Here is a 25601-nt window from a genome sequence, read left to right as displayed (position 1 = left end):
AGAGAGAACCAATGGCCGATCAGCCCAAGCCCTTCGTCGTCACCGACCGCCGCCGCCACACCATGGACGGCGAACTCCGCCCCGACGCCGACCCCTCCCCCGAAAAACCCTCGCGCGCCATCGAGCAGGTCCCCGAACCAGTGGCCGTCGCCGCACCTGAGTCCGAAGAGCCCACGCTTAATGCTCAGGACGAGGAGCAGGAGCTCCCTCAGGGCCCCGATGCCGAGCAGATGGAGCACGCCCGCCTGGCCTACACCCAGACAGCCGAGCGCCTCTCCATCGCCATCCGATCCGCGAACCCCGGCATGGACCACCCGCCCGCCATGAGCTTCGACGGCGTCATCCAGTCCGTCTACATGTCCGCCATCATGCAGCTTGGTGGAGGCACCCCCGAGGGCCAGCAGCCACAGGTCGACCTCATGGGAGCCCAGCAGTCCATCGAGATGCTCGACGTTCTCAAGACCAAATCCGAGGGCAACCGCACCGAGGCCGAAACTGCTCTCATCGAACGCGCTACTTTCGAGCTTCAGGTCGCCTTCCTCGAGATCACCCAGGCCCTCGCCCGCTCCGCAGCCGCCAAGCAGCAGCAGGCCCAGCAGCCGGGCGCCCCTTTCGGAGCTCCCACGCCGGGTGGCCGGCCCAGCATTGTCCGCTAAGCCTGCCACACTGACGTTCCTCGGCAGCGGCACGTCCATGGGCGTGCCGACGCTGGGCTGCGGCTGTGCAGTCTGCAACTCTTCAGACCCGCACAACCGCCGCACCCGCCCATCGGTCATGATCGCGTACGACGGCCACATCGTCTTGATCGACACCGGCCCGGACTTCCATGCACAGGCTCTTCGCGAAGGAATTACCCGGCTGGACGCCGTTCTCTACACGCACTCCCATGCCGACCACATACTCGGAATGGACGATCTGCGTCCCCTCAGCTTCAAAAACCCCGAATTCCTCCCCCTCTACGCCGACAACCCCACCGCCGACGCCATCGAGCGCGTCTTCGACTATACCTTCCGTACCACCAACCGCTACCCCACCAGCGCCCGCGTCAAGCTCCACCGCATCGACGAGAAACCCGGTGCCCCCACACCTCTCTTCGGTGCCTGTTTCCGCCGTATCCCCGTCACCCACGGCCGCCAGGAAATCACCGGCTACCGCTTCGGCTCCGCGGCCTACCTTACCGACATGAGCACCCTGACCGAAACCGCCATGGGCCTCCTCCAGGGCCTCGACGTCCTCATCCTCGACGCACTCCGGCGCGAGCCTCACCCCAGCCACTCGCATCTCGCCAACTCCATCGCCATCGTCGAAAAGCTGAAGCCCAAACGCGCCTTCTTCACCCACATCGGTCACGACCTGGACCACGCCGTGACCGAAGCCGAGCTTCCCTCCGGCGTGCACATGGCCTACGACGGCCTCAAGATCGACTTCGACATCACCGACCTCGAGGGCTGCGCGTGAAGATCTACCGCGGCATCTACGAGCTCCCCACCGGCTTCGGCCCCGTCGTCGCAACCATCGGCAACTTCGACGGCGTACACCGTGGCCATCGCATGGTCATCGACGAAGTGACGACGCGCGCCCGCGCTCTCGGCGTCTCTTCCCTTGCCATCACCTTCGAGCCTCATCCGGTCAAGTTCCTCCGGCCCGGATCCAACTTCAAGCTCATCACGCCGCTGAAGCGCAAGCTCGAACTGATGGCCGAGACCGGCATCGACGCCACCCTCGTTCTGCCCTTCAACGCCGAACTCTCCCACATGTCGGCCCGCTCCTTCGCCGCTGAGATCCTCGCCGGAGCAGCACAAGCCATTGAGGTCCACGAGGGGGAGAATTTCCGCTTCGGCTTCAACGCCGAGGCAGGCATCGACGGCCTCGAAATCCTCGGACGCGAACTGCACTTCGCCGTAAAGTGCTACGCACCGAGAGCCCTTCGCGGCGGTCCCGTCTCTTCCAGCCGCATCCGCACCCTGATCGCGGCCGGCGAGATGAACCAGGCCCGCGCTCTCCTGAGCCGCCCCTTTGCCGTCGATTCCACCCCAGCCCACGGACGCGGCTTCGGCACCAAATACGCCGTGCCCACAATCAACCTGGCCCCCTACGCCGAACTGCTCCCCGCTCATGGCGTCTACGCGACCGTCCTCACCGTGGCGGGAGAGCCCTTCCGCGCTGTCACCAACGTGGGGAACCGTCCCACCTTCGGCGAGGACTCCTTTGCCGTCGAAAGCTACCTCTTGAACTTTCACCCGTTGGACCTGCAGCCAGACACACCCCTGTGCCTGGCGTTCTACAAGTTCCTACGCGGCGAAAAGAAGTGGCCCAGCCCCGAAGCGCTCAAGGCGCAAATCGGCCTGGACGTAAAACGCGCCCAACGCTTCTTCTCCCTCGCTGGCCTCTAAGAGGACAGGAGAAGACTAATCCTGAGGCGGATGAGAGACGCCATGCGTCTCACTTGCCGGAGGAGTCACCGGCTTCGCCACAGGCGTCTGCCGCACCACAGGAGCAGGAGCCGCCACAGGAGCATCCGGCAACGGAACGGTCTTCGGTGCCGGCACAGGCTTCGGCGCATCCGGATCGGGTGCATCCGCATCCGGGTCCACATCCGTATCCGCCGGTGCCTTGACCGGAGCAGCTGCAGGCGTCATCGGCACATCCAGCACCTTCTTCGGAGCCGTCGCACTCGGGAACGTCTCATTCGGCTTATCCGCGATCGCCGCCCGCATGAAGTCCATCCACATCGGCAACGCTGCCTTCGCGCCCGTCTCCTTCGACCCCAACGACGTCCGGTCGTCAAACCCGATCCACGTCCCGCACGTCACCGATGGAGAAAATCCAATAAACCACGCATCCGTGTAGTCATTCGTCGTTCCCGTCTTGCCGCCCAGAGGATGTTTCAGCGACGAAGCCGCTGCGCCCGTTCCCGCCTTCACCACACCCTGCAACAGCGTCATCATCGTGCGAGCCGTCTCGACGGAGATTACTTCCTTCACCTCGGGGAGCTTGTCCTCGAGCGGCTGTCCATCCGCCTGCGTCACCTTGCGGATAAAGTGCGGCTGAATCCTCACACCGTCGTTCGGAAAAACCGTATACGCGCCCACCTGCTCGAATAAAGTGATGTCCGCCGCGCCCAGCGCGATCGGCAGAAACGCCGGAATATTGCTCGTCAGCCCAAACCGGTGCGCCACCTCGATCACCTTCGTGATCCCCACCTTCGCCGCCAGCTTCAGCGCCGGAATGTTTCGCGACTCCTCGAACGCCGCCAGGATACTCATGTTGCCCTTATAGTCGGGCTCATAGTTATGCGGGGTATAGGGCCCGTTCGGCGTTGGAAAGGTGACCGGGCCATCCACGATATTGTCCGTCGGCTTCGTTCCCGCCTCCACCGCTGCGGTGTACACGTATGGCTTGAACGACGATCCCACCTGCCTCTGTGCCTGCGTGGCGCGGTTGAACTGCGACAGCGCAAAGTCCCTGCCGCCCACCATCGCCAGCACCTCGCCGTTGGCATTATCGACCGCCATCATCGAGGCCTGCGCGCCCGTATCCTGCTCCAGCTTCACATGCAGATTTCCGTCCGGCAGCGGAGCCGGCTCCACCCGCACGTACGCCACATCGCCCGTCTTCAGAATGCTGTTGGCCTTCACGGCCTGCGTCCACGTCCAATCGCCGGGCACCATCTCGGTGTTCCTGGCCCCGATCTTCAGCATCACCTTCGCCGGCGTCGCGGACATCACCAGCGCATGGACGTACGATCCCGGCTCGGGCGTCTGCGCCCAGTCCGGGTGCCGGTACGTATCCAGATCCTGCCCGGAAGACAGCACATTCGCCAGCCGGCCCTTCCAGCCATGACGCCGCTCATACGCCGCGGTCCCCTCCATCACGGCCTTGTTCGCCACCTTCTGCAGGTCTAGGTCGAGCGTCGTGTACACCTTCAGCCCGGCGCCATGTACCAGGTCCGCCCCGTACTCTTTCTCCAACTGCCGCCGCACCTCCTCCACGAAGTACGGCGCCACCGAGTTCGGCGGTGTCTCGATATGCAGACCAAGCGGCGCGGCCTTCGCGGCATTCGCCTGGTCCAGCGTAATCTTGCCGTCCTCCAGCATCTCGTTCAACACCAGGTTCCGCCGCCGCATCGCCCTCTCCGGATGACGGATTGGCGAATAATACTCCGGCCCCTTCGGCAGACCGGCCAACAGAGCGCACTCCTGCAGCGTCAGGTCCTTCGCCCGCTTCGAGAAGTAGAACTCCGCGCCGGCCTCAAAACCATACGTCCCATGCCCCAGATAGATCTGGTTCGCATACATCTCGAAGATCTGAGACTTCGTAAACCGCCGCTCGATCTGCACCGACAGGAAGATCTCCTGCAGCTTGCGTCCATACGTCTTCTGCGACGAGAGAAACAGGTTGCGCGCCAACTGCATCGTCAGCGTCGACGAGCCCTGCGCCCGCGTATGCGTATGCAGATCCTTGTACGCCGCACCGAACGCACGGATCAGGTTCACGCCCCAGTTGCGCTGGAAGCTCTTGTCTTCAATGGAGATGATCGCTTGCCGCAGCGCAGGCGGAAAGTCGCTGTACCTGACCACCACACGCCGCTCCAGCGCAAACGACCCAAACACCTTGCCATGCACATCCAGCAGTTCGGTCGTCGTATTCGGCCGGTAGTGCGCAAGATCTTCCATCTGCGGCAGGTCGATCGAGTACACAAACGTCAGCCCGGCCATAATTCCAACCAGCGCCGAGATGCCGAGCAGCGCGAAAAAGCCCATCCGCCGCGCAATCCGGCGGCTTTTGAACTGTGGTCCATGGAAGCTGAAATTGAGGATCAGGTGCCGCAGCAGAGCCCAGGCACGCCGCATAAACGCGACGAACCGGTTTTCCGGCTCGGGATCGGGACTCTCGAAGGAGTCGTTCTCGGAAGATGCGGGAAACATGGTCTGCACTGCCTCTTCACCATAGCATGGCGATTCCTACAGGCCGCGTCCAGGCAAACTGAAGGGTTCCTCTCATCTGAGGCCTTTACCGCCAATTTGGTTGTCATCCCCGCAGACGCCAAAAGGTCCAAGCCGAAGCCCGGACCCTTCAGAAGTCAACGCACCACAGACTCAGGCGGCCTTGGCCTTCAGCACATCGATCGCCTTCTTCAACTGCTCATCCGACTGCGAAGCCTTGGGCGTCGCCGGTGCCGGAGCAGCTGTGCCATCCCCATCGTCATCCACTACGGGAAGGTCATCCGCCGCCGAAGCGACCATCAGCCCAGGAGTCACCCCCTCGTCCTCAATCTTCTTGCCCGCCGGCGTCTGGTACTTGCCGACCGAAAGAATCAGCGCCGCGCCATCCGGCAGCTCGAACGTCTTCGTCTGCGCACCTGCGCCAAAGGTCTTCTCGCCAATCACGTCCGCCCGCTTGTTATCCAGCAGCGCAGCCGCCACCAGCTCCGCCGGACCGGCCGTGCCATGGTTTACCAGCACCGCCAGCGGAGCCGTCGGAGCAATCACCTTGTTCGCATCCGCCGCCATCAACTGCGTCGTAATCTTCTGGCCCACCAGCGTGGCGATCGTGCCCGACTTTAAAAAGAAGTTCGTCAAACGAGCAGCCTCGGCGTTGTCGCCCGCGGCAACCTCACGCAGATCCAACAGAACCTTCTTGTTCCCGGCCTTGTTCATGCCCTTCAGCTTGGCTTCGATCTGCTGTACATGCTCGTGATCCAGAATCCCCGGCTTAAGGTACAGAATCGACGAGTTCTCATACATCGTCTCCGAGGTCGCCGGCACGGAAACAACCAGTCGCGACATCGTAATCTTTTCCGGTGTCTGCTTACCGCGCGGCCTGACCACTGAAACCGAAAGTTCGCTCCCCGGAGCGCCCATCAGCAGCGTCTGAATCATCGCCAGCGACATATCCCGCGTGTCCTGCGTGCCGATCGCCTCCAGAATGTCGCCATCATTGATGTTGGCCTTATCCGCCGGGCTGCCCGGAACCACCGAGACGACCGTCGCATAGCCGTAGCGCTTGGAGACGTTGATCCCCACCTGCGCCTTGGCCGTATTCGCCTTGTAAGCCTTGTAATCGTCCGCCGTCAGGTAGCTCGAATCCGAATCCAGCGACTCCAGCAGCCCGCGCAGCGCGCCATTCGTCACCGCGTCGATATTCGGCGTCACGACATAGTCCGACTGGATATGCCGCAGAACCTCGGAGTACACGTTAATCTGCCGGTAAGCGCCATCCTGGGGCTCCGTAGCCGCCGACACCCCCGAGGAGTTCACTCCCAGAAAGATCGTCAGGACAAGCGCAACGGAAACGGCAAGAAGGAGAATCTTCGAACTCTTCGGCATAGGTGGGCAGCTCCCTGGACGCACAGACAAGTCTTCGTTAGACGCGAGCCGCAAGCGTCCGATAGCGAAATCATACGCCAAAGCGGCGCCGCTGGTCCCGCGTCGACAGGAAGCCAATTCCCGAGCAACGCGAGGACCAGCACATTTTGAGTCGGCACCACCGGTATACGCGTCACGAAGTGACCGCCGCCCGCGCAGGGCGCTTTTTAGTCTTTGTCCGTCCCTGACTTGAGCTGCGGCATAGTCGCCCCCGAGCTCAGCGTCATCAATCCACTCTTGGCGTAGGTCAGCAGCTTTTCCCGCGTGTCCTGAATATCCAGATTCCGCATCGTCAACTGCCCGATCCGGTCCCGCGGTGAGAACGTCGACTCACCCTTCTCCATCGTCAGCCGCTCCGGCTTGAACGTGAGGTTATCGGACTCCGTGTTCAGAATCGAGTAATCGTTCCCCCGCCGCAGCTCGACCGTCACCGTCCCGGTGACCGGCTTCGCCACCCACCGCTGCGCGGCCTCCCGCAGCATGATCGCCTGCGGATCGAACCAGCGGCCCTGGTACAGCAAACGCCCCAGCTTGCGGCCATTCTCCCGATACTGCTCAATCGTGTCCTCGTTATGAATGCCCGTAATCAAACGCTCATACGCGATATACAACAGCGCCAGCCCCGGCGACTCATAGATGCCGCGGCTCTTCGCTTCGATAATCCGGTTCTCGATCTGGTCACTCATACCCAAACCATGCCGCCCGCCAATCCGGTTGGCCTCCAGCATCAGCTCGACGATATCGGAGTACTCCACGCCGTTCAGCGCCACCGGCCAGCCCTCTTCGAACCGGACCGTGATCTCCTCGCGCTGGACCTCGACATCGTCCTTCCAGAACGCCACGCCCATGATCGGCACCACGATCTTCATGCTGCTGTTCAGGTGCTCCAGGTCCTTCGCCTCATGCGTAGCGCCCAGGATATTCGAGTCCGTCGAATACGCCTTCTCGGCCGACATCTTGTACCCAAACCCGGCCTTGGTCATAAACGCGGACATCTCCGCGCGACCGCCGAGTTCATCGATAAACATCTGGTCCAGCCACGGCTTGTAGACCTTCAGCTCCGGATTCACCAGCAATCCATACCGGTAGAACCGCTCGATATCGTTGCCTTTGTATGTGCTGCCATCGCCCCAGATGTTGACGCCATCTTCCTTCATCGCCGTCACCAGCATCGTGCCGGTCACAGCCCGCCCAATGGGAGTCGTATTGAAGTACGTCACACCAGCGGTCGTAATATGAAACGCCCCGGACTGGAGTGCAGCGAGCCCTTCCCTCACCAACGGTTCCCGGCAGTCGATCAGCCGCGCCTTTTCCGCTCCATACTCCATCGCCTTGCGCGGAATCTCGTCGTAGTCGCTCTCGTCCGGCTGGCCCAGGTTGGCCGTATACGCATACGGCACCGCGCCCTTCTGCTTCATCCAGTGGAGGGCGGCGCTGGTGTCCAGCCCTCCCGAAAACGCGATACCGACTTTCTGCCCCGCGGGCAGATGCTCAAGAATGGTGGACATAGTGTGGTAAGAACCTCAGAAAAATCACAACTTTCAGACCCAATTTTACATCCCCGCACCGGTCACCGCCCCGTAACAAAGGTCTACGCCGGCCAACGGAAGACCCAGCATGCTTTGAGTCGGCAACATCGGTATACAAGTCACGCAGTGACCGCCACAGGGCAGGGCGCACTTTTCTTTAGCTGACGTGAATAATCGGTCGCCGGCTGGGATTCTTGATCGCCCTCCGCAGCACCTCATGCGTCAGCGGAGCCGTATCGCCCTCGCCCAGAAAGATAAACCGAATGACATTCATCACCGGATTACCCTCCTTCCACTTGAAATAGGCATGCGGCGTACGTCCCGTCTGCTTCTCCAAGTGGATCAGCAGAGCGGCAATCGAGTTCGCCACAACCGGGCTGCTCGCACAGAGAATCCGGTGCGACCCCACCTGACGCCCATCGATGGACAAACTATGTTCAAACTCCGAGGCATCCGTCCTATCCACCTCCAGAAAGTAGAGACACTCCGTAGGATCCATCCCGTAGCGCTCCCGAACGAACGCGTCCAGCGCATCCAGCTCCCGGATGCAGTGTTTATCGTCCTCATCCTTGGGGCTGCGCGCAATCAGCCGGATCGTCTGGTCCTCATCGTCCCCCAGCAGCGCCACCGCCGCAGGCAGGAGAATGACCTTGGAGATCCGCAGCTCCGTCGAGCGCAACGCCCGCGAAAGAATTGAAGTCAGAATAATCGCCAGGATGAAGAACGAGGAGATCTTGATTCCTTCCGGCCTCTCATAGATGTTCAGCCCCGTCGTGTAGACAAAAATAGCCGTGATCAGCACAAACGCAACACGCAGCACCTTGTTGGCCCAGACATGCAACGTCACCGCGAACGCAGCGGACGTAATCAGCACCAGCACGCCCGTGGCATAGGCTCCGCCTTGCGCGTCCACATCGGCGTGGAAGGCGATCGTCACAAAGATCGCCGTGGCCATGAACACCAGCACCAGCGGACGCGAAGCCAGGGCCCACTCCGGCGCCATGCCAAACCGGGGTAGGTAACGCGGAATCAGATTCAGCAGCCCAGCCATCGCGGACGCACCGGCGAAGGCAAGAATCAGGATGGTCGAGATGTCGTACAGCGTGCCAAAGCCGTTCCCCAGATATTGATGGGCAAGGTAGGCCATCGCACGCCCATTGGCCTCGCCCCCCTCGGCGAACGCCTTCGCCGGGATCAGCATGGTCGTCACAATGCTCGTCGACATCAGGAAGACGCTCATCACGATGGCCGCGGTCGAGAGCAGCTTCCGCGTATTGCGCACCCTCTCCTTGATATCGTTGCCAGCAATCAACGGCATCACCGCGACCCCGGTCTCAAAACCCGAAAGCCCCAACGCCAGCTTCGGAAAGAGCAGCAACGCCATCCCGAACATGCCCAGCACGTTGGTGTGCTGGGCAAACACCGCATGCTTCCAGGCTGGAAGAGCCTCCGGATGGTGGAATAGCGCGTCGAGCGCCACCACGGTCACAACGGCGTTCAGCGCTAGGTACACACCCACCAGCACCACCGCGATCCCGATCGCCTCCTTGAAGCCCTTCAGGAAGATCGCGCTCAGCAGCGCAAGCAAAAGGAGCGTCACCAGCATCTGGCTCGAAAGCCAGTGCGGCGCGTACGGATTATGAATAAAGTGTGCAGCCGCATCGGCGGCCGAGAGCGTCATCGTAATGATGAAATCGGTCGATGCAAATCCAAGCAGAATAAGGACGAAAGCCTTCCCACCCCACTTCGGAAACAGCTTCTCCAGCATCGCGATGGAGCCCTGCCCATTCGGACTGACGCCAGCTACACGGCTGTACAGCGGCAAAGCCGCAAACAGCGTGACCAGCACAAGCACAAAAGTCGCAATCGGAGACAGAACCCCAGCCGCAAGAAACGCAATACCCGGCTGATACCCCAGTGTCGAAAAGTAATCGACGCCCGTCAGGCACATCACACGCCACCATGGGTGAACAGGTTCGGGCGCGCTGTGCACCCCTTTGGGGAGCCGTATATCGGAGAGCAGCCAATCGGCAAAGGAGTTCCTGGTCAACAGTCTCTTCCCGGCTGATCCGGATTCTGGCTCCGGGAGCAGCTTCAGCAATCGGAGTGGAATCTTTACGCCGTTACAAGCTTACTCCTGCTGCCACCCGATCCAGTGCCCAGCGCAATCCAGGAATGAATCAGCATGGACGACATCAATGAAAGTTATTGGTGGCGGTGACTGGAATCGAACCAGTGACCTACGGGTTATGAGTCCGTCGCTCTAACCATCTGAGCTACACCGCCTGGTGTTGGTGGAACATCAAGGAGCTTCGCAGGGAGCTTTGACTGCAAGCCGCACATCCGCCGAACCATTCCTTGTGCCAAGATCAATGATACTTGATTTATCGCTCGAAGCCTACCGCTCGGCCCTCCAAGGAAAACGATTTGCTCGAAACATTAGGTGTCATCCCCGCCCGTCTGGCCTCCACCCGCCTTCCCCGCAAGGTTCTCCGCGAGGTCGCGGGGCGTCCCATGCTCGCCTGGGTCTACGAGGCCGCCCGAGCATGCCCCCAGCTCGATGACCTCGTCATCGCCACGGACTCCGAAGAAGTCGCCGCCCTCTGCCACACCAACGGCTGGCCATGCCAGCTCACCTCGCCCGATCTCCCCAGCGGCTCCGACCGCGTCCACGCCGTCGCCCAGCAGATCGACGCCCAGATCTACGTCAACATCCAGGGCGACGAGCCCATGCTCAAACCCGAGCACGTAGCCTCCCTTTTGGCGCCATTCGCCCGCCCCCACGTCGAAGTTTCCACCCTGAAAGTCCTCTGCACCCCCGAAAACGTCACCAACCCCAACGCCGTCAAGGTCGTCACCGCCACCGACGGACGCGCCCTCTACTTCTCACGCGCCACCATCCCCTACGACCGTGACGCAACCGGCAGCGCCGTCTACTGGAAGCACATCGGCCTCTACGCCTATCGCAAGGAAGCCCTCAACCGCTTCCCGTCGCTGTCCCCGTCCATGCTCGAACGCACCGAAAAGCTCGAGCAGCTCCGCTTCCTCGAAAACGGCTTCTCCCTCTACGTCGAACCCACCGACTACGACACCGTAGGGGTCGACACCGAAGAGGATCTCCGCCGCGTCGAGCAGATCCTTCTCGCCCGATAAATCCGGCTGCTACGCTGTCTTCACAAATTTCATCGCCGCTGCATTCATGCAGTACCGCAGCCCCGTAGGAGCTGGCCCATCATCGAATACATGCCCGAGGTGCGCATCGCATTCCCGGCATGACACCGCCGTCCGCGCCATCCCAAAGCTCCGGTCCGTAATCTCAACCATGTTCTCCTTCGCGATCGGCTCCCAGAAGCTCGGCCATCCCGTTCCCGAATCGAACTTCGTCGTCGAAGAAAAAAGCGCGTTCAAGCAGCAGATACACCGAAACAGTCCGGCATCATGCACGTCCAGCATGTTGTGCGTATACGGCCTCTCGGTCCCCTCCCGGCGGGTCACGTCGTACGACAGCGGCGAAAGCTGACTCCGCCACTCCGCATCCGTCTTGATCACCCGCGGAACCGTCACCTTCCCCACGGCCTTCCCATCATCTCCAAACTGCACCACCGTCACCGGTCCCTCCGGATTCTTCGGGGCAGACGGTGCCGCAAGCACGGCATGCCTTTCCAACAGCACATACCCGGCCACGGCTGTCGCGGCGGTAGCGAAAAAGACCCTGCGGCTCAACGAATTGGAGATCGGCATGATGTCACCTCATCCGTAAGATGCTCCAGCCCCCTGGAGGTTACAGGAGCACCCACTCCTCAGACCCCCCGATAGACTCACCCACTGCACTCGGCGCACGTCTCGCGATGCCGAGCCAGAGCCAGCACAGCCTCATACCAGACCATCACAGCATGAATAAAGTTCTGTTCCCGCCGCGGAAATGGTGGCGTCGTCCCCGTTAACGCCTCTTCCGCCGCCACTCGCTCCGTAAGAGCATCCTCGACGATCTTTTCCAGGGCCTGATATCGCTCGCAACACATCCGGGAACACTAGCACCAGAAGGTGTTAATAATCCATAAACTCAGCGAAACGGCACATTACCTACGCGCCACCAACAAACGTTCAGCCCCCAATGCTCACCGGCTCGAACTCCACCGATAGCACTCCATCCACTTCCGTCACCCTCACATCCGCCAGCGACCGCACCACCCACGTCGCTGCGCTCAACTCCTCGGCCGAATGCGTGCCCAGCACTGCCAGCACACGACTCCCCGCCGCGATTCCAGCCCCAACACCCGAAGGAGCATCCTCAACCACAATGCAGTCCGCGCTTGCGAAACCAAGCAGCGCCGCACCCTTCCGGTAAGGCTCCGGATCCGGCTTGCCGTTCACCACGTCGTCGGCCGTAATCAGACGCTCCGGGAGCGGGAGCTGTGCGACCTTCAGGCGCCCCTCAATCAGACGCCGCGTCCCCGAAGTCACAATCGCCCAGCGATCGGCCGGAAGGCTCGCCAGCAGCGCCCTCACCCCCGGAAGCACCTCGAGATCCGCCACATCCTCAAGCTCAATGTCTTCGATCACCTTCAGCCCCGCAGCCGCGTCGATATCGGGCCTCAGCGCCTTGATCACATCCATCGCCCGCACGCCATGCGGTACCTCGTACCCATCCGCGTTCGGAACGTCGTACATCGCCGCCCACTTCCGCCACGACCGCACCACCGACCCGATCGACGAAATCAGCACTCCATCGTTGTCGAACAGAATCCCCTGCGTCTCAACAATCATTTAAACCGAGCCTTCCAACACAAACTGTTTCGCCGCCGCCAGAATCCGCTCCACCGAAGCAACGGAGCAACTTTCGCAGTACACCCGCAACAGAGGCTCCGTCCCCGAAGCCCGTAACAGCAGCCACGTCTCCGCCGCATTCGGCCTCGCCGCGCAGTCCGGGTCTTCCAGGAAGAACTTGATCCCGTCCAGCGTCTCCATGTTCAGCACCTTGAAGCCCGCAATCTCCGTCAGCCCCGCCCGCGCCCGCGTAATCGCACTCTGCTTCAACGCCTCGTCGATATGCATATCGATGCGCCCATACTGATGCTCGCCGAACTCATCCTGCAGCGCCTGCACCAGCTCACCCAGCGTCTTCTTCTCGTCCGCCATCACATTGGCCAGCAGCAACGAGTTCAACAACCCATCCCGCTCCGGAAGATGCCGGCTGATCCCCACACCGCCCGACTCCTCGCCGCCGATCAGAATGTCCTTCTCCAGCATCAGGTCGCACACATACTTGAACCCGATCCCATGCTCATGCAGCACGCGTCCATACTTCGCCGCGATGCGGTCCAGCATCTTCGTCGTGTTGAACGCCCGCGTCACATCCCCCGGCCACTTCTTCCGCTCCAGCAGCCAGTACAGCAAAATCGCAAAGATCTTATGCGCGTCGACGACATGGCCATGCTCATCCACCGACCCAATACGATCCGCATCGCCATCCGTAATCAGGCCCGCATCGCACTTTTCGGCAACCACCGCCACCTGCGTCGCCGCGATATGCGGCAGAATCGGCTCCGGATTGATCCCCGGAAAGTTCGGATTGATCTCCGACCGGATCGCCACGCACGGAATCCCCGCACGCTCAAAGATCCCCTGGATAATCCCGTGTCCCGCGCCATACATCGTGTCGATCAGAAACCGGTACCCCGAAGCCTTGATCGCCGCCAGGTCCACAAACTTCTCGATCGCCGCAATGTACTCCGGGTTGAAGTCCACCTCGACAATTGCCGCCGGCGTAGCCGCGACCGGCAGAGGCACATCCAGATACCCCTCAATCGCCGAGATAATCGAAGGCTTGCCGCTCCCGCCATAGCTCGCCTTGTACTTCACGCCGTTCCACTGCGCGGGGTTGTGGCTGGACGTAATCATCACGCCGCCCGCCGCCTTCCGCTCCCGCACCGCATAGCTCAACGCCGGCGTAGGCGTAATCCCCTGCGCCAACTGCACCGGAATCCCCGCGCCGGCCAGCACCTCGGCCACCACGCGCGCAAACGCCTGCGACGCAAACCGCGTATCCCACCCGATGCACACACCCGCAGCCGGGTCTTCCTGCTGGATCACATAGTGCGCAATCGCCGCCGCAGCCGCCCGCACATTCTCGTACGTAAAGTCGTCAGCGATAATCCCACGCCAACCATCCGTCCCAAACTTCACCGCAGAGGTCTTCTTCGTATCCGTCATAGGCTCCAATACACTCGTCATCACGAAAACAGCGACCGATCCAGAATACGTTGCCCAACCCAACTTTCGCCAATGTGAGAGCATGTCATCGATGGAGAAGCCGCTAAAATCGACATCACACCCGATTCCCTGGGGCCGAATCGCGGGCATAGTGCTCGTGTGCCTCGCAGGCGCCTACGCCAGCCAGCACCCCCATACCTTCCTCTATCACTTCGTAAAATTCATCTTCCTGCCCGTCCCATAACGGAATAGCCCCAACGGACAAAGGACCCAGCGATCCGCTGAGTCCTTGCCGTTGCCTGTCCTTATCCCGCTTTTATCCTTCTGATCCCCGTTACGCCTTGCTTTTAGACCAGGTCTTCCCGCCCAGCCTCGATCAGCTTCCGCACAACCTTGCCCACGTCCTGCGACCGTTCCCGCGTCGTAATCAGCAGCGCATCCTTGGTCTGCACAATCACCAGGTTCTCAACGCCTACCAGAGCCACGACCTTGCCCGGTGCGAACACGTAGTTCCCCTTCGAATCCAACTCCACATGCAGCGGGTCGGTCGCCTCGAAGATATTGCACTCCTCCACCTCGTCGAAGTCCCTGCCTGCCACATGCTCATGCAGTGCAGCCCACGACCCCAGATCGTTCCACGAGAAATCCCCCGGCAGACAGTAGATCCCCGAAGCCTCTTCCCCCCGCGCCGACCGTGGCTCCAGCACCGCATAGTCGATCGAGATGTTCTCGCACAGCGGATAGTGCGACGCCAGTACCTCTTCAAACTCGTCCGTTCCCCACGCCGCCGCAATACGCTCCAACTGAAACGCCATATCTGGACAATACTCGCGAATCGCATTCGCCAGCGTGCTTGCGCTCCAAAGGAAGATGCCGCCGTTCCACCGGTAGTTCCCCGACGTAAAAAACTGCTGCGCAAAGTGCTTGTTCGGCTTCTCCGTAAACCGCTTCACGCGGTGTACCGGAACGCCATCCGGTCCCTCCACCGGCCCACCCAGCTCAATGTACCCGTAACCCGTCTCAGCCCGCGTCGGCGTGATCCCCAACACCACGATCGCCTCGCCCTTGGCCGCAATCTTCACCCCGGCGCGCAGAATATCCGCAAACCTGGCCTTGTCCTTCACCACCTGGTCCGACGGGAAGATGCCGATGACCGTATCCGGCTCCGTCTTCTCCAGCAGAAACGCCGTCAGCGCGCAAGCCGGAGCCGTATTCCGCGCCGCCGGCTCCGACAAAATCCTTTCCCGCCGCACCGCAGGAAGCTGATCCGCAATCGTGTCATCCAGCAGATTGTTCGTAATCACCCAGACGTCTTCCGCGGCCGCCACAGGCAAAAGTCGCTCCAGCGTCTGCTGAATCATCGTCTGCTCGCCATCCAGCGCCAGCACCTGTTTCGCGCTTGCCTTGCGGCTCCGTGGCCAGAAGCGCGTTCCCGAGCCTCCCGCCAGAATCACGGCCGCAAACTTCGGTGCGGCCGTCTCTGCATGCTTCGGTTGGTTCTCATCCATAGGGGTTAATCTCAGCCAGCGTAGCTTTGGCGGCAGAACAGACCTCAAGCCCATCCCGCCGCCATCTTGAAACATTGCTTCCCGTAAAACCTAGTCAAGCACAACCCTATTTCAGGCCGGCAAAGAACTCCCGCATCCGCTTCAAGCCTTCATCGACGACCGACTCGCTCACTGCATACGACAGCCGGATATGCTCCGACGTGCCAAACGGCTCGCCCGGAACGCACACCACATGCGCCTCGCTCAGCAGCTTCGCCGCCACATCCGACGCTGTCTCGATCCCACCCTTGCCAAAGAAAGCCGACACATTCGGATACACATAGAACGCTCCCTGCGGCACCGTGCACGTGAGCCCCGGAATCGTCTTGAAACCCTCCAGGATGCGGTCGCGCAGCTTGATGTAGTCCGCCCGCATCTCCGCAACGCACTCCTGCGGACCCGCCACGGCCGCAATCGAAGCCTTCTGCACCATGCTCGCCGAGTTCGACGTGCTCTGCGACTGCAGCTTGCTCATCGCCGCGATAATCGGCTTTGGCCCCAGCGCATACCCAGCCCTCCAGCCCGTCATCGCATACGTCTTCGACAACGAACCCAGGATGATGATGTGCTCCTTGCAATCCGTGAACTTGCCCGCCGAGATCACTTCACCCGAGAACGTCAGGTACACATAGCACTCGTCGATCAGCAGGTAGATCCCACGCGAATGCGCCAGGCGAACGATCGCTTCGACGTCTTCCGGGGCAATAATCGCCCCGGAAGGATTCGAAGGCGTATTCAAAATAATGCACTTTGTCTTAGGCGTAATCGCCGCCTCGATCATCTCGGCCGTGATCCGGAAGTTTTCGCTCTCCAGGCTCTCCACGTACACCGGAACGCCGCCAGCGTACTGGATGATGTCCTTGTACGAAACCCAGTACGGAACCGGCAGAATCACCTCATCGCCATGGTCCACCAGCACCTGGATCGCGTTGAACAGAGCCAGCTTTCCGCCTGTCGTAAACACGCACTCATCGACAGCATAACTCGACCCGAAGTCCGCCGCATGACGGTCCACAATCGCCTTGCGCACTTCCGGCACGCCGGCCACATTCGTATACCGCGTAAAGTTCTTCTCGATGGCCTCGATCGCGGCCTGCTTGATGTGCTCAGGCGTCGAAAAGTGCGGCTCACCCGCACCAAAGTCGGCAAGGTCGACACCCTGGCTCTTCAGCTTCAGCGCCTCGGCCGTAATGGCCATCGTGGCGGAGACTTCAATGCGGTTGATGCGATCGGTCAGAATCTTGCGCGCGGGCGAAGAAGCGGCCACGGGGGTCGTGAGGGTTGCGGAGGAGGCGCTCATGCTTCTAGTGTGGCAGATTTGCCTCCCGAGATAAAGCCACCCACGCCCACCAGCGCAAAGCCTATCCCCGCCATTGCTGTTTTGACGAATCGACCCACTTGCTTTGCACCTTTGTCTCGCCAACGGAGCCGAGTGTCCCACGGCCAACCCTATTCCCTGTTCTTAGCCTTCAACCTCTCCACCACCAGCGGAGGCACCAGAGCCGTCACATCCCCGCCCAACTGAAACACCCCTTTGATCAGCCGTGAGCTCACATACGTGTACTTCTCCGCCGGCATCATGAACAGTGTCTCGATATTCGGGTCCAGCTTCCGGTTCATCATGGCCATCTGGAACTCATACTCGTAGTCCGAGATCGCCCGAATTCCCCTCAACACCGCCTTCGCCCCCTGAGCCTTGCAAAACTCCACCAAAAGCCCGTTGAACGTCATCACCGACACATTCCCGAAGTGCGCCGTCGCCTCCGAGATCATCTCCAGCCGTTCCTCAACCGAAAACAGCGGATTCCCCTTCTCCGAGTTCCGGAGGATACCGACCACAAGCTCATCCACAATCTGCGCCCCTCGCGCAATCAGGTCGAGGTGCCCATTGGTCAGAGGATCGAACGTTCCGGGATAAACAGCCTTCACAGTATGCATGCAGAAAGAAGCATACCGATTCCCGAAGAAAACTTCGCCTACCCTGTAGGCTCCGCGTCCTACCCGCGCGTCAGTTAGGGTGTAAGCGAGAGAGTCCAACCACCTCCGCGAAGCTGTTGCCGTTGCGTTTTCGGCTGTCATTCCCGAAGGGGATCTGCTTCTGCCATTGCAGTCGCATTTCCTGATCTTTAATCCCCTGTTCCCGGCTCCCTCGTATGAAGACCATCATCGCCGAACACGATCTCGAGATTCCAGCCGCGCCGTCGCAAACCTTCGACGACATGGACGCCATGATCGCCCTCTACGAGGTGCGCATTTTCCGCTTCCTCATGGCCTCCATCCGCGATCGCGACCTCGCCCAAACCATGACGCAAGAGACCTTCTTTCGCGCCTGGAACGCTCGAGAATCCTTCCGCGGCGACTGCGCCCCGCAAACATGGCTCATGCGCATCGCCGTCAACCTCGTCCGCGACCACACCCGCACCGGACGATTCAAGTTCTGGAAGAAAACCGCCACGGTCGAAGTCTCCGACGTCGCCCACTGGCTCCCGAATCACGCCAGCTCCGCCGAATCCGGCCTCATCGCCCGCCAGCAGCTCGAATCCATCTGGCAAACGGTCGCCGGACTGTCCGACCGACAGCGAACCATCTTCCTCCTACGCTTCGTCGAGGAGCTTGAACTTCCCGAGATCGCCGAGGCTACCAACCTCCCCGTCTCGACCGTAAAAAGTCATCTCTACCGCGCGCTTGAAACCGTGCGCAAACGCGCCACAGAAAGGAGTTAAACGAAATGAACACAATCTCTCATCTCACCCCTGGCCAGCTCGACGCCCTGCTCATCGGCGACCGCAACGATGCCGCCACACGCCACCTTGAAGCCTGCCCCTCCTGCGCAGCCGAGGTCGCCGAGATGCGCACCTCTCTCACCCTGCTCAGCGAAGCTATCACCAGCATGGCCAAAGCCGAGCTCTTCCACCACAACACCCGAACCTCGCTCCTGACTTCCACGACCAAACGCCCCGTCTTCCGCCTGGTCGCCACCTTCGCTCTTGCCGCCTCGGTCGCCGTCGTCGCCGCGATCCTGCCCGTCGGACGCCTCATGCACCCACCCGCGGCCCACCCCGCCATCACCGCCACGGCAAACACCGTAGAGTCCGACGAGGCCCTCCTCACCGAGATCGACCAGCAGCTCTCCGCCTCCGTCCCCGAAGCCCTCGAACCCCTCCAGGATCCCACCGGAGGGCAGACCAAAACCGTCACCCCCACGACCAGCAAGAAGGACTAACGGTTGCCCTTTTTCGTTGTCATCCCCGAAGGGGATCTAGTTCTACCGTTGGCTTCTTCTTGTCTTTTGCCTTTCGGATGCGTGTGGGGCTTTACCCCCACACGCATACCAGTCCGCGCTTCAAGGGGCTTGAACCCCGGGCCTGTTGCCCGCACCACCCAAAACATTGATCGCCATCACCCAGGAGAACCAGAAAAATGAATCACATCGCCCGCCTCATCGCCCTGACCACCCTCACCGGCAGCATCGCCTTCGCCCAGCAGGCACCCCCGCCGCCTCCCGCCCAGGGAGCCCCAGATCAGCAGCCCCACGGTCGCATGGGCGGCGGTCCCGGTGGCCCGGCCCGCGGCATGGAAGGCCGACATGAAGGCATGCGCGGCGGCATGCGTGGCGAAGGCCGCATCGTCCCCCCGGGCATGTGGTGGAAGAACCCCGAACTCGCCACCCGCATCGGCCTCACCGCAGACCAGACCAAGAAGATGGACGATATCTTCCTTCAGGCACGCATCAAGCTCATCCACATGAAGGCGTCGCTCGAAGAAGAAGAACTCCTGCTTGAGCCCCTTATCAACGCCAACCCGCCCGACTCCGCCAAGGCTCTCGCACAGATCGGCCGCATCGCCGACACCCGCGCCGACCTGGAGAAAGCCAATGCCGGCATGCTCCTCTCGATCCGCGCCGTCCTCACCCCTGACCAGTGGACCAAGCTCCACGAACACAGCGAGCGCGAACACCGTGGACCCGGTGGACCCGGCCGTCCCGGCATGGGCATGCTCGAAGTCCCCAACGGCCCCGCAATGGCCATGATGCCCCCATCCGATGCTGAGTCTGCCCAATAGTCCCGAATGTGCAGCACTGCCACTCTTTGGCTAAGAAGGCGTCCGGCAACGGACGCCTTTCTTTCTTCCGAGACAGATCCCAATTCCAAAGGGCGGGGTATCAAGCGGAGCGAGACCGCCTTTACAGCTCTCCTCTTCCCACCAAAACAAAACCCCGCCTCCAACAAAGGAGGCGGGGTCGTCGATTGAAAAGCTCTTTCTTTACTTTTTTCCACGCACTACAGCCGTGGCTTCAGCCGCCCCATTGGTAGGAGCCTCAGGCACCACCGCAGCCGTCGAAGGAGCGATATTCATCTTCTTGCGCAGCTCCACATCGATCCGCGCGAAGATGTCCTTGTTCTCCTTCAGGAAGTTCCGGACATTCTCGCGTCCTTGTCCGATCCGCTCGCCCTGGAAGCTGTACCAGGCGCCGCTCTTGTCGACGATGGTATGCGTCACCGCCAGGTCCAGCATGTCGCCTTCCCGCGAGATACCTTCCCCGTAAAGAATGTCGAACTCGGCATCGCGGAACGGAGCAGCGACCTTATTCTTCACGATCTTCACTTTGGTGCGCGAGCCGACAACAACGTCGCCTTCCTTCACCGCCCCAATCCGTCGGATATCGATACGCACCGACGAATAGAACTTCAGCGCACGTCCACCGGTCGTCGTCTCCGGGTTACCAAACATGACGCCAATCTTGTCGCGAATCTGGTTAATAAAAATCAAGCAAGTCCTGGACTTCGCCACCGTACCGGTCAGCTTACGCAGAGCCTGCGACATCAACCGCGCCTGCAGACCCATATGCGAATCGCCCATCTCGCCGTCGAGTTCAGCCTTCGGCACCAGGGCCGCTACCGAATCCACCACCAGCACGTCGATCGCGTTCGACCGAACCAGCGCCTCGACGATCTCCAGCGCCTGTTCGCCATAGTCCGGCTGCGAGATCAGCAGGTTATCGATATCCACGCCCAGCTTCCGCGCATACGCTGGATCGAGCGCATGCTCCGCATCCACAAACGCCGCCAGACCGCCCGCCTTCTGGGCCTCAGCGATAATCTGCAGCGTAATCGTCGTCTTACCCGAGGACTCAGGACCAAAGATCTCGATGACGCGTCCACGCGGCACGCCACCCACACCCAGTGCTGCATCGAACGAGATCGATCCCGTCGAGATCACCGCAATCGGCCCAATGGCTTCCTTGGACCCCAACCGCATGATGGAACCCTTGCCAAACTGCTTTTCTAGCTGTGAAAGTGCGGTCTCAATTGCTTTGCTGCGGTCATCTGCCACGTAGTGCTCCTTTTGAGCGGTCCGATGAAGCCGGTGTGGACCAGGGGTGTTGCCGAATGACCGGATTCTAGCACCACCACCTACACCAAAGCAAAGAAAAAGCGAAGGAGACTACAAGCGCCCTGCGCGGACACATGTCACTTCGTGACCTGTATACCGATGTGACCGACCCAGAATATGCTCGATCGTTGGGAGAGCCACGCGAAGCGGTAAAAGAGGCGTGCCCCCCCCCGCCGCCCGCGCAGGGCGAACTTAGCTCTTTTTCTTCCCCGCAGTCTCCGCCAAAGCCACATCAATCACCTTGTAAAGCTGATTGATATCTACCACCTGCACCCAGCGCTTCTCCGTCACGACAAAGATGCACGGCGTCGCCAGCCGCCCGATCCGGTCCCCCAGCGCATGGTCCGCCTGCACTTCCTTCTTGCAGGCCCCGTTCGCATCCATCACGAACGGCAACGCCTGCTGGTGGCTCTTGAACCACGCCTGCGTAAACCGCTGCAGGTCGTCGCGCCCCGCAATCCGATTCTGCGCCGCGAACACATCCCGCCTGAACCCCTCCGCCACATCCGGCGAAACCCGGTCCTGCAAATACCGCGCCGTCACCGCCGCATCGAAGCTCCACACATGAATCTCGCTCAGCGGATAGTCATGCCGCACGATCGGAATCCTGTAGTGTGCCGCCGCCTGATGCACGATCGGGTACACATGCGAGCAGTACGGGCACTCCAGGTCCTCAAACTCCCAGATCGCCACCTTCGCCCCCGCCGGAGGCTTCAGCATCGACGTGTCCTTGAACTTTCCCATCTGGTCCTGCGGCACCGCCGTCTGTGCCCCGGACGTAAACGTGATCAGAGTCAGAAATCCCAGTATAACGATGGAGGCGAGGTGCTTCAGCATGGCATTCTCCCGGCAGTAATGAGCAATAGACGCCCCAACCCGAACAAAGCCAACCGCCATCTCAAAATAAAGCTGGGCCCGGAAACCCGAGCCCAGCTTTATCCCATATACATCCCGCCGTTCACATCCAGCGTATGCCCCGTAATGTATCCCGCTTCCTCTGAAGCCAGGAACGCAACGGCATGCGCGATATCCAAATCCGTCCCTACCCGCCCCAGCGGAATATGCTGCGTCATCCCCGTCTTCTGCTCTTCCGTCAAAACAGCCGTCATCGCCGTCTCAATGTACCCCGGAGCCACCGCATTCACCGTAATCGCCCTGCCCGCAAGCTCCCGAGCCAGCGACTTCGTCACGCCAATCATCCCAGCCTTCGAAGCAGCATAGTTCGCCTGCCCCGCCTGCCCCGTCTCCCCCACCACGGACGTAATATTGATCACTCGCCCCCACTTCGCCTTCAGCATCGGCGAAATAGCCGCCTGCGTCATCAAAAACGCACCCGTCAGGTTAGTGGTCAGGACATCGTCCCAGTCCTTCCGCTTCATTCGCAGCGACAGCACATCCCGCGTGATCCCGGCGTTATTCACCAGAATCTCCAGCTTCCCAAAGTGCGCCACCACGGCCTTCGCGCACGCCTTGATCGACTCTTCATCCGCAATATCCAGCACAAACGCACGCGCCGTACCGCCTGCCGCAGCAATTTCCGCGGCCACCTCGGCCAGCTTCTCCGCATTCCGTGCTGCCAGCGCCACCTGAGCGCCCTGCGCCGCCAAAGTCAGTGCGCACGCGCGTCCAATTCCCTGTGAAGCTCCGGTCACCAGCGCCACGCGCCCGGTAAGAGTCGTCGTCAAAATCAGTCCCTCCGTCTCGCATCGATTATACGGAGCCCTCATCCCACCCGTCTCTCCCCCAAATCACCTCGACCGCATCGAAAAACCTCCCGGCAACCGGCATCCCCTGAACAAAAGTTACCCAAGGTTACCGTTATGTCACCGCAAGCACTCAGCCGGGGGACGATAAATTCATCTCACTCAGTCAGGATGAGGGTTATGTCGAAAAAGACCATTTCGTCGCGCATGGAGGGCCGCCTATGGCGCAAGCCCGGGGACTTTGTCGCGGCATGGCAGCAGATCCAGACTCTCCGCCAACAGCTCCATGTCGAAGACGATGTTCTCCTGAACCCCCTGCATTTCCTTACGGCTATCGATGACACCCGACGCTCCTGCTCCATCGCCTGCTGGCGTGGCCCCCGCCTCATCGGAGTCGTCTTCGCCACCGAACACTACATCCGCAGCATCGGCACCGGATACGCCATCGCCGGCGACTTCGCCGGTCGCGGTGCCATCCTCTGCCGTCCTCAGGACGAGTCCGAAGTCCTCAAATGCGCCATTGAGACCATGACCTCCCATGGCATCCACTCACTTCACCTGCGCCTCCTCCCCACCGACCAGCGCCAGGTCCGCATTCCTCAGCTCAAAATCGAATGCATGGAAGCCCTCACCCCGGGCGACCGCATGCTCCTTCCCCCCACCTTCGACGCCTTCCTCGCCACCCTCGGCAAACACACCCGCCGGAACGTCCGTTACTACTCCCGCAAGGCCCAGGCCGAAGGCATTGAGTTCGTCTCCTGCCTCACCCAGCAGCAGTTCGACGACGCCGTCGTCCGCCTCAACGCCGCCACCGACTTCCCCGCCGAACCCCTCCGGCTCACCCGCGACGCGCGCCTCATGCAGCTCCACGACGGATGCCAGCGCTTCGGTCTCCGCACCGCCGACGGCACCTTCATCGCCATCCTCAGCGGCTTCACCCAGGGCAACCGCTTCCACGTCCTCACCCAGCTTAACGACGCCAGCTACGAGCACCTCTCGCTCTCACTCGTTCTCCGCGGCTACACGGTCGAGCACCTCATCGGCAGCGGACACACCTCACTCCAGTTCATGGGAGGAACCTCCCTCAGCTTCGGACGCTTCTGCATCCCGCAGTTCTACCGGTCTCTCTTCATCGACCGCCCCCGCGGCCTCTTTGCCATCGCCAAGTCCGCCCTCGCCACCTTCATCCTGCACCGCGAACGCGCTGGCAAGCATATCCCCGAGTCCATTCGCATCCTCGCCGGCAGCTATCTCCCGCAGGAGACCCTCGCCGCCCGTACCGCCATCGCCCCCGCAGCCGTAGCCTTCGCCCGCGACAACGCGCCCACCACCGACTCAAACCCTTACGAGCCAGTCATCGCGATCCGGTCGCAGGCCCCACAGGATCACCTCGATCGAGCCGGCATAGTGCAGGATAGGCGCGCAAAGCGGCAGAGCAATGCCATGCGCCGCGGCGACGTCATTGAAACGAATCTCCGCCACGGCCGGCTGCAACGGCCACGGCAGGTGTTGAATGTGCCCCACCGCAAAGCGTCCTCCGCGTAGCGTAAACAGCGCATACCGCTCCGTCAGAAAGTGTTCGATCGACCCCGGGAGACTCGCCGCCATCACCGGCCCATCCCCCCGATAGCTCGCCTCGAACCGTGCCGATGTCCGCGTGAAAAGCCGGCGGCTCGCATACTCCACCCCCTCCTCCGTGGTCACCCGAGACATCTCCGCCCAGTAATACGGCAGCGAAAACAGCGTCCGAGCCCCCACCACGGCCAGCAGGCTCGCCGCATCCAGCGAAAAGAAGAACACCCCCACCAGCCCTGTAGCCTTCGACCGCACATAGGTCCGCACATTCAGTTCCGGAAACGAACTCGCCCCCGGCGTCCCCAGCGCCACCTCCCCCACCGTCCGCGTCTTCACCCTATCCATCCAGAAAGGCACCACCCCCACCCACGCCCATCCATCGAAAGTGTCGACCTCCAATCCCTCCGGCAGCAGCCGCGCCATCTCCTCCACCGCCACCGGCCAATGCGCAAACAAAAGATCGTTCCAACGCTGCGTCAAACGCCACTGCCCCGAGGGCAGAGGATAAGGCCGGTGCGCAACACTCATCAGGATCGAGGACATCATTCCCCATTCTCTCCCTGAACGCATGACGCAAGAGCCTTGCTTACGCTGCTGCGCGAGCTTCACCGGACGAGAATCGCACCTCAAGAACGATTCCTTCCATCTTTTGCAGGTAAGCAAAGATCTGGAAAAGATCACGCGTCTGGGGATTTCTCTGCGGACCAAGCATCCTCATCAGGCTCTTTGGAGAACGCTCAAGCGCCGCACCAGGAGCCGTGAAACCGATCGTGCCGTGAATACACTCGCGAAGCATGATCTTGCCACTTCCGAATGCTCCGGATGCCATCTCGGCGAAGGCTTCCGCAGGAATCCCCCTGCGAAACTCCGAACTCGCTCGCATATCGTCTCGAAGGGAATCGCTGAAAGGACGTGGGCCCGTTTTCATCGCTGAGTCTCTCCTCTCATCCCGCTTGGAGAGACGCCAATGGCTCTGCGCCGCCTCAACATCTGCCTGTTGTCTTCGTATCGTGCCACCGGCAAGAAGGATCACCAGCCTTTCGCCATCTTTTCCGAAATAGAATCCCGTATCCGGGACCGAAATCCAGTCTGATCTCAAAGATCCCTCCGTTAACGCCTTTCACAGAGGCAACATCCCAGCCGCAAGTCGAGTAATCGCCCACAGAACTCGCAGCCGCGCCGTCGTGTCGAGGGAGCCGCGCCACGGACCAGATGGCGACACACCGGTCGAATTCACGTACTCGACAACCTCGAGATCGAACACGATGAGAC

The 25601-nt window shown here is 61.1% G+C and carries 24 protein-coding genes, 1 tRNA gene and 1 pseudogene; 8 read left to right on the top strand and 18 right to left on the bottom strand.

Annotated features, from left to right (window positions below; translation table 11 throughout):
• The first annotated feature begins 11 nt into the window (after positions 1-11).
• Genes BM400_RS07750 through ribF form a run of 3 tightly spaced genes read left to right on the top strand, consistent with a single transcriptional unit; the run spans position 12 to position 2393 of the window.
• A complete protein-coding gene (locus BM400_RS07750) occupies positions 12-656 on the top strand; it encodes a DUF1844 domain-containing protein (RefSeq protein WP_089838186.1) in 645 nt (214 codons plus the stop codon).
• Entirely contained in the window at positions 646-1458 is an 813-nt protein-coding gene (locus BM400_RS07745) for an MBL fold metallo-hydrolase (protein WP_342714566.1), read from the top strand. Before BM400_RS07750 ends, BM400_RS07745 begins: the two co-directional genes overlap by 11 nt.
• Positions 1455-2393, top strand: coding sequence for a bifunctional riboflavin kinase/FMN adenylyltransferase (gene ribF, locus BM400_RS07740; protein ID WP_089838181.1), 939 nt, complete (start codon positions 1455-1457; stop codon positions 2391-2393). The genes BM400_RS07745 and ribF overlap by 4 nt, the downstream gene beginning before the upstream one ends.
• Positions 2394-2408: 15 nt before the next feature.
• On the opposite strand, the gene BM400_RS07735 is transcribed toward ribF, so the two are convergent.
• The 5 genes from BM400_RS07735 to BM400_RS07715 all read right to left on the bottom strand — a co-directional run bounded on the left by BM400_RS07735 (position 2409) and on the right by BM400_RS07715 (position 10183).
• Positions 2409-4928 (bottom strand): penicillin-binding protein 1A, encoded by a 2520-nt coding sequence (locus BM400_RS07735; protein ID WP_425432388.1) that lies wholly within the window; start codon positions 4926-4928, stop codon positions 2409-2411.
• Between the two features lie 171 nt (positions 4929-5099).
• Entirely contained in the window at positions 5100-6329 is a 1230-nt protein-coding gene (locus tag BM400_RS07730) for a S41 family peptidase (RefSeq protein ID WP_089838179.1), read from the bottom strand.
• 206 nt (positions 6330-6535) lie between these two features.
• On the bottom strand, positions 6536-7876 hold the full coding sequence (gene argG / locus BM400_RS07725) for an argininosuccinate synthase (protein WP_089838177.1): 1341 nt from the start codon (positions 7874-7876) through the stop codon (positions 6536-6538).
• A gap of 178 nt (positions 7877-8054) precedes the next feature.
• Positions 8055-9848: an APC family permease gene (locus tag BM400_RS07720; protein ID WP_245781744.1), complete on the bottom strand. Its 1794-nt coding sequence runs from the start codon at positions 9846-9848 to the stop codon at positions 8055-8057.
• Between the two features lie 258 nt (positions 9849-10106).
• Positions 10107-10183, bottom strand: a tRNA-Met gene (locus BM400_RS07715).
• Positions 10184-10324: 141 nt separating this feature from the next.
• Here BM400_RS07715 and kdsB point away from each other — a divergent pair.
• Entirely contained in the window at positions 10325-11050 is a 726-nt protein-coding gene (gene kdsB / locus BM400_RS07710) for a 3-deoxy-manno-octulosonate cytidylyltransferase (protein WP_089838174.1), read from the top strand.
• 9 nt (positions 11051-11059) lie between these two features.
• Here kdsB and msrB read toward each other — a convergent pair whose 3' ends face one another.
• The 7 genes from msrB to coaD all read right to left on the bottom strand — a co-directional run bounded on the left by msrB (position 11060) and on the right by coaD (position 17595).
• Positions 11060-11638 (bottom strand): peptide-methionine (R)-S-oxide reductase MsrB, encoded by a 579-nt coding sequence (gene msrB, locus BM400_RS07705; protein ID WP_089838172.1) that lies wholly within the window; start codon positions 11636-11638, stop codon positions 11060-11062.
• Positions 11639-11715: 77 nt separating this feature from the next.
• Positions 11716-11919 carry a hypothetical protein gene (locus BM400_RS07700; RefSeq protein WP_089838170.1) on the bottom strand — a complete coding sequence of 68 codons (204 nt, stop codon included), beginning with the start codon at positions 11917-11919 and terminating at the stop codon, positions 11716-11718.
• Positions 11920-12001: 82 nt separating this feature from the next.
• Positions 12002-12664, bottom strand: a complete 663-nt coding sequence (locus BM400_RS07695) for an HAD-IA family hydrolase (RefSeq protein ID WP_089838168.1) — start codon at positions 12662-12664, stop codon at positions 12002-12004.
• Positions 12665-14110 (bottom strand): phosphoglucomutase/phosphomannomutase family protein, encoded by a 1446-nt coding sequence (locus BM400_RS07690; RefSeq protein ID WP_089838165.1) that lies wholly within the window; start codon positions 14108-14110, stop codon positions 12665-12667.
• Between the two features lie 347 nt (positions 14111-14457).
• Complete coding sequence (locus BM400_RS07685; protein ID WP_089838163.1) at positions 14458-15618, bottom strand: mannose-1-phosphate guanylyltransferase; 1161 nt, start codon at positions 15616-15618, stop codon at positions 14458-14460.
• Between the two features lie 106 nt (positions 15619-15724).
• Positions 15725-16957, bottom strand: a complete 1233-nt coding sequence (locus BM400_RS07680; protein WP_089838161.1) for a pyridoxal phosphate-dependent aminotransferase — start codon at positions 16955-16957, stop codon at positions 15725-15727.
• Between the two features lie 149 nt (positions 16958-17106).
• Positions 17107-17595: a pantetheine-phosphate adenylyltransferase gene (gene coaD / locus BM400_RS07675; RefSeq protein WP_089838159.1), complete on the bottom strand. Its 489-nt coding sequence runs from the start codon at positions 17593-17595 to the stop codon at positions 17107-17109.
• 215 nt (positions 17596-17810) lie between these two features.
• Here coaD and BM400_RS07670 point away from each other — a divergent pair, with 215 nt between their 5' ends.
• The 3 genes from BM400_RS07670 (at position 17811) to BM400_RS07660 (ending at position 19719) form a co-directional block, all read left to right on the top strand.
• Positions 17811-18380: an RNA polymerase sigma factor gene (locus tag BM400_RS07670; RefSeq protein ID WP_089838157.1), complete on the top strand. Its 570-nt coding sequence runs from the start codon at positions 17811-17813 to the stop codon at positions 18378-18380.
• 5 nt (positions 18381-18385) lie between these two features.
• Complete coding sequence (locus BM400_RS07665; RefSeq protein WP_089838155.1) at positions 18386-18880, top strand: anti-sigma factor; 495 nt, start codon at positions 18386-18388, stop codon at positions 18878-18880.
• 197 nt (positions 18881-19077) lie between these two features.
• Positions 19078-19719 carry a Spy/CpxP family protein refolding chaperone gene (locus BM400_RS07660; RefSeq protein WP_089838153.1) on the top strand — a complete coding sequence of 214 codons (642 nt, stop codon included), beginning with the start codon at positions 19078-19080 and terminating at the stop codon, positions 19717-19719.
• A gap of 201 nt (positions 19720-19920) precedes the next feature.
• Here BM400_RS07660 and recA read toward each other — a convergent pair whose 3' ends face one another.
• The 3 genes from recA to fabG all read right to left on the bottom strand — a co-directional run bounded on the left by recA (position 19921) and on the right by fabG (position 22736).
• The gene (gene recA / locus BM400_RS07655) at positions 19921-20991 is read right to left on the bottom strand and encodes a recombinase RecA (RefSeq protein ID WP_089838151.1); all 1071 of its coding nucleotides are present in this window, start codon (positions 20989-20991) and stop codon (positions 19921-19923) included.
• Positions 20992-21243: 252 nt separating this feature from the next.
• Entirely contained in the window at positions 21244-21888 is a 645-nt protein-coding gene (locus BM400_RS07650; protein ID WP_089838149.1) for a DsbA family protein, read from the bottom strand.
• A gap of 98 nt (positions 21889-21986) precedes the next feature.
• The gene (fabG, locus tag BM400_RS07645) at positions 21987-22736 is read right to left on the bottom strand and encodes a 3-oxoacyl-[acyl-carrier-protein] reductase (protein WP_425432387.1); all 750 of its coding nucleotides are present in this window, start codon (positions 22734-22736) and stop codon (positions 21987-21989) included.
• Between the two features lie 135 nt (positions 22737-22871).
• On the opposite strand from fabG, the pseudogene BM400_RS22910 reads away from it, so the two are divergent.
• A pseudogene (locus BM400_RS22910) lies at positions 22872-23822 on the top strand (GNAT family N-acetyltransferase); the annotation flags it as partial.
• A 267-nt stretch (positions 23823-24089) separates the two neighbouring features.
• On the opposite strand, the gene BM400_RS22465 reads toward BM400_RS22910, so the two are convergent.
• The 3 genes from BM400_RS22465 to BM400_RS21990 are packed head-to-tail and all read right to left on the bottom strand — an operon-like array spanning position 24090 to position 25593.
• The gene (locus BM400_RS22465) at positions 24090-24875 is read right to left on the bottom strand and encodes a YqjF family protein (RefSeq protein WP_245781743.1); all 786 of its coding nucleotides are present in this window, start codon (positions 24873-24875) and stop codon (positions 24090-24092) included.
• A 40-nt stretch (positions 24876-24915) separates the two neighbouring features.
• Complete coding sequence (locus BM400_RS21605) at positions 24916-25428, bottom strand: hypothetical protein (RefSeq protein WP_141223841.1); 513 nt, start codon at positions 25426-25428, stop codon at positions 24916-24918.
• Between the two features lie 21 nt (positions 25429-25449).
• Positions 25450-25593: a hypothetical protein gene (locus BM400_RS21990; RefSeq protein WP_175528919.1), complete on the bottom strand. Its 144-nt coding sequence runs from the start codon at positions 25591-25593 to the stop codon at positions 25450-25452.
• Between the last annotated feature and the right edge of the window lie 8 nt (positions 25594-25601).

Origin of the sequence: Granulicella pectinivorans (genome assembly GCF_900114625.1) — a bacterium.
GTDB classification, from domain to species: Bacteria; Acidobacteriota; Terriglobia; order Terriglobales; family Acidobacteriaceae; genus Edaphobacter; species Edaphobacter pectinivorans.
Note: the sequence above shows the minus strand (reverse complement) of the source record. Positions and strands in the feature narration are given on the sequence as shown.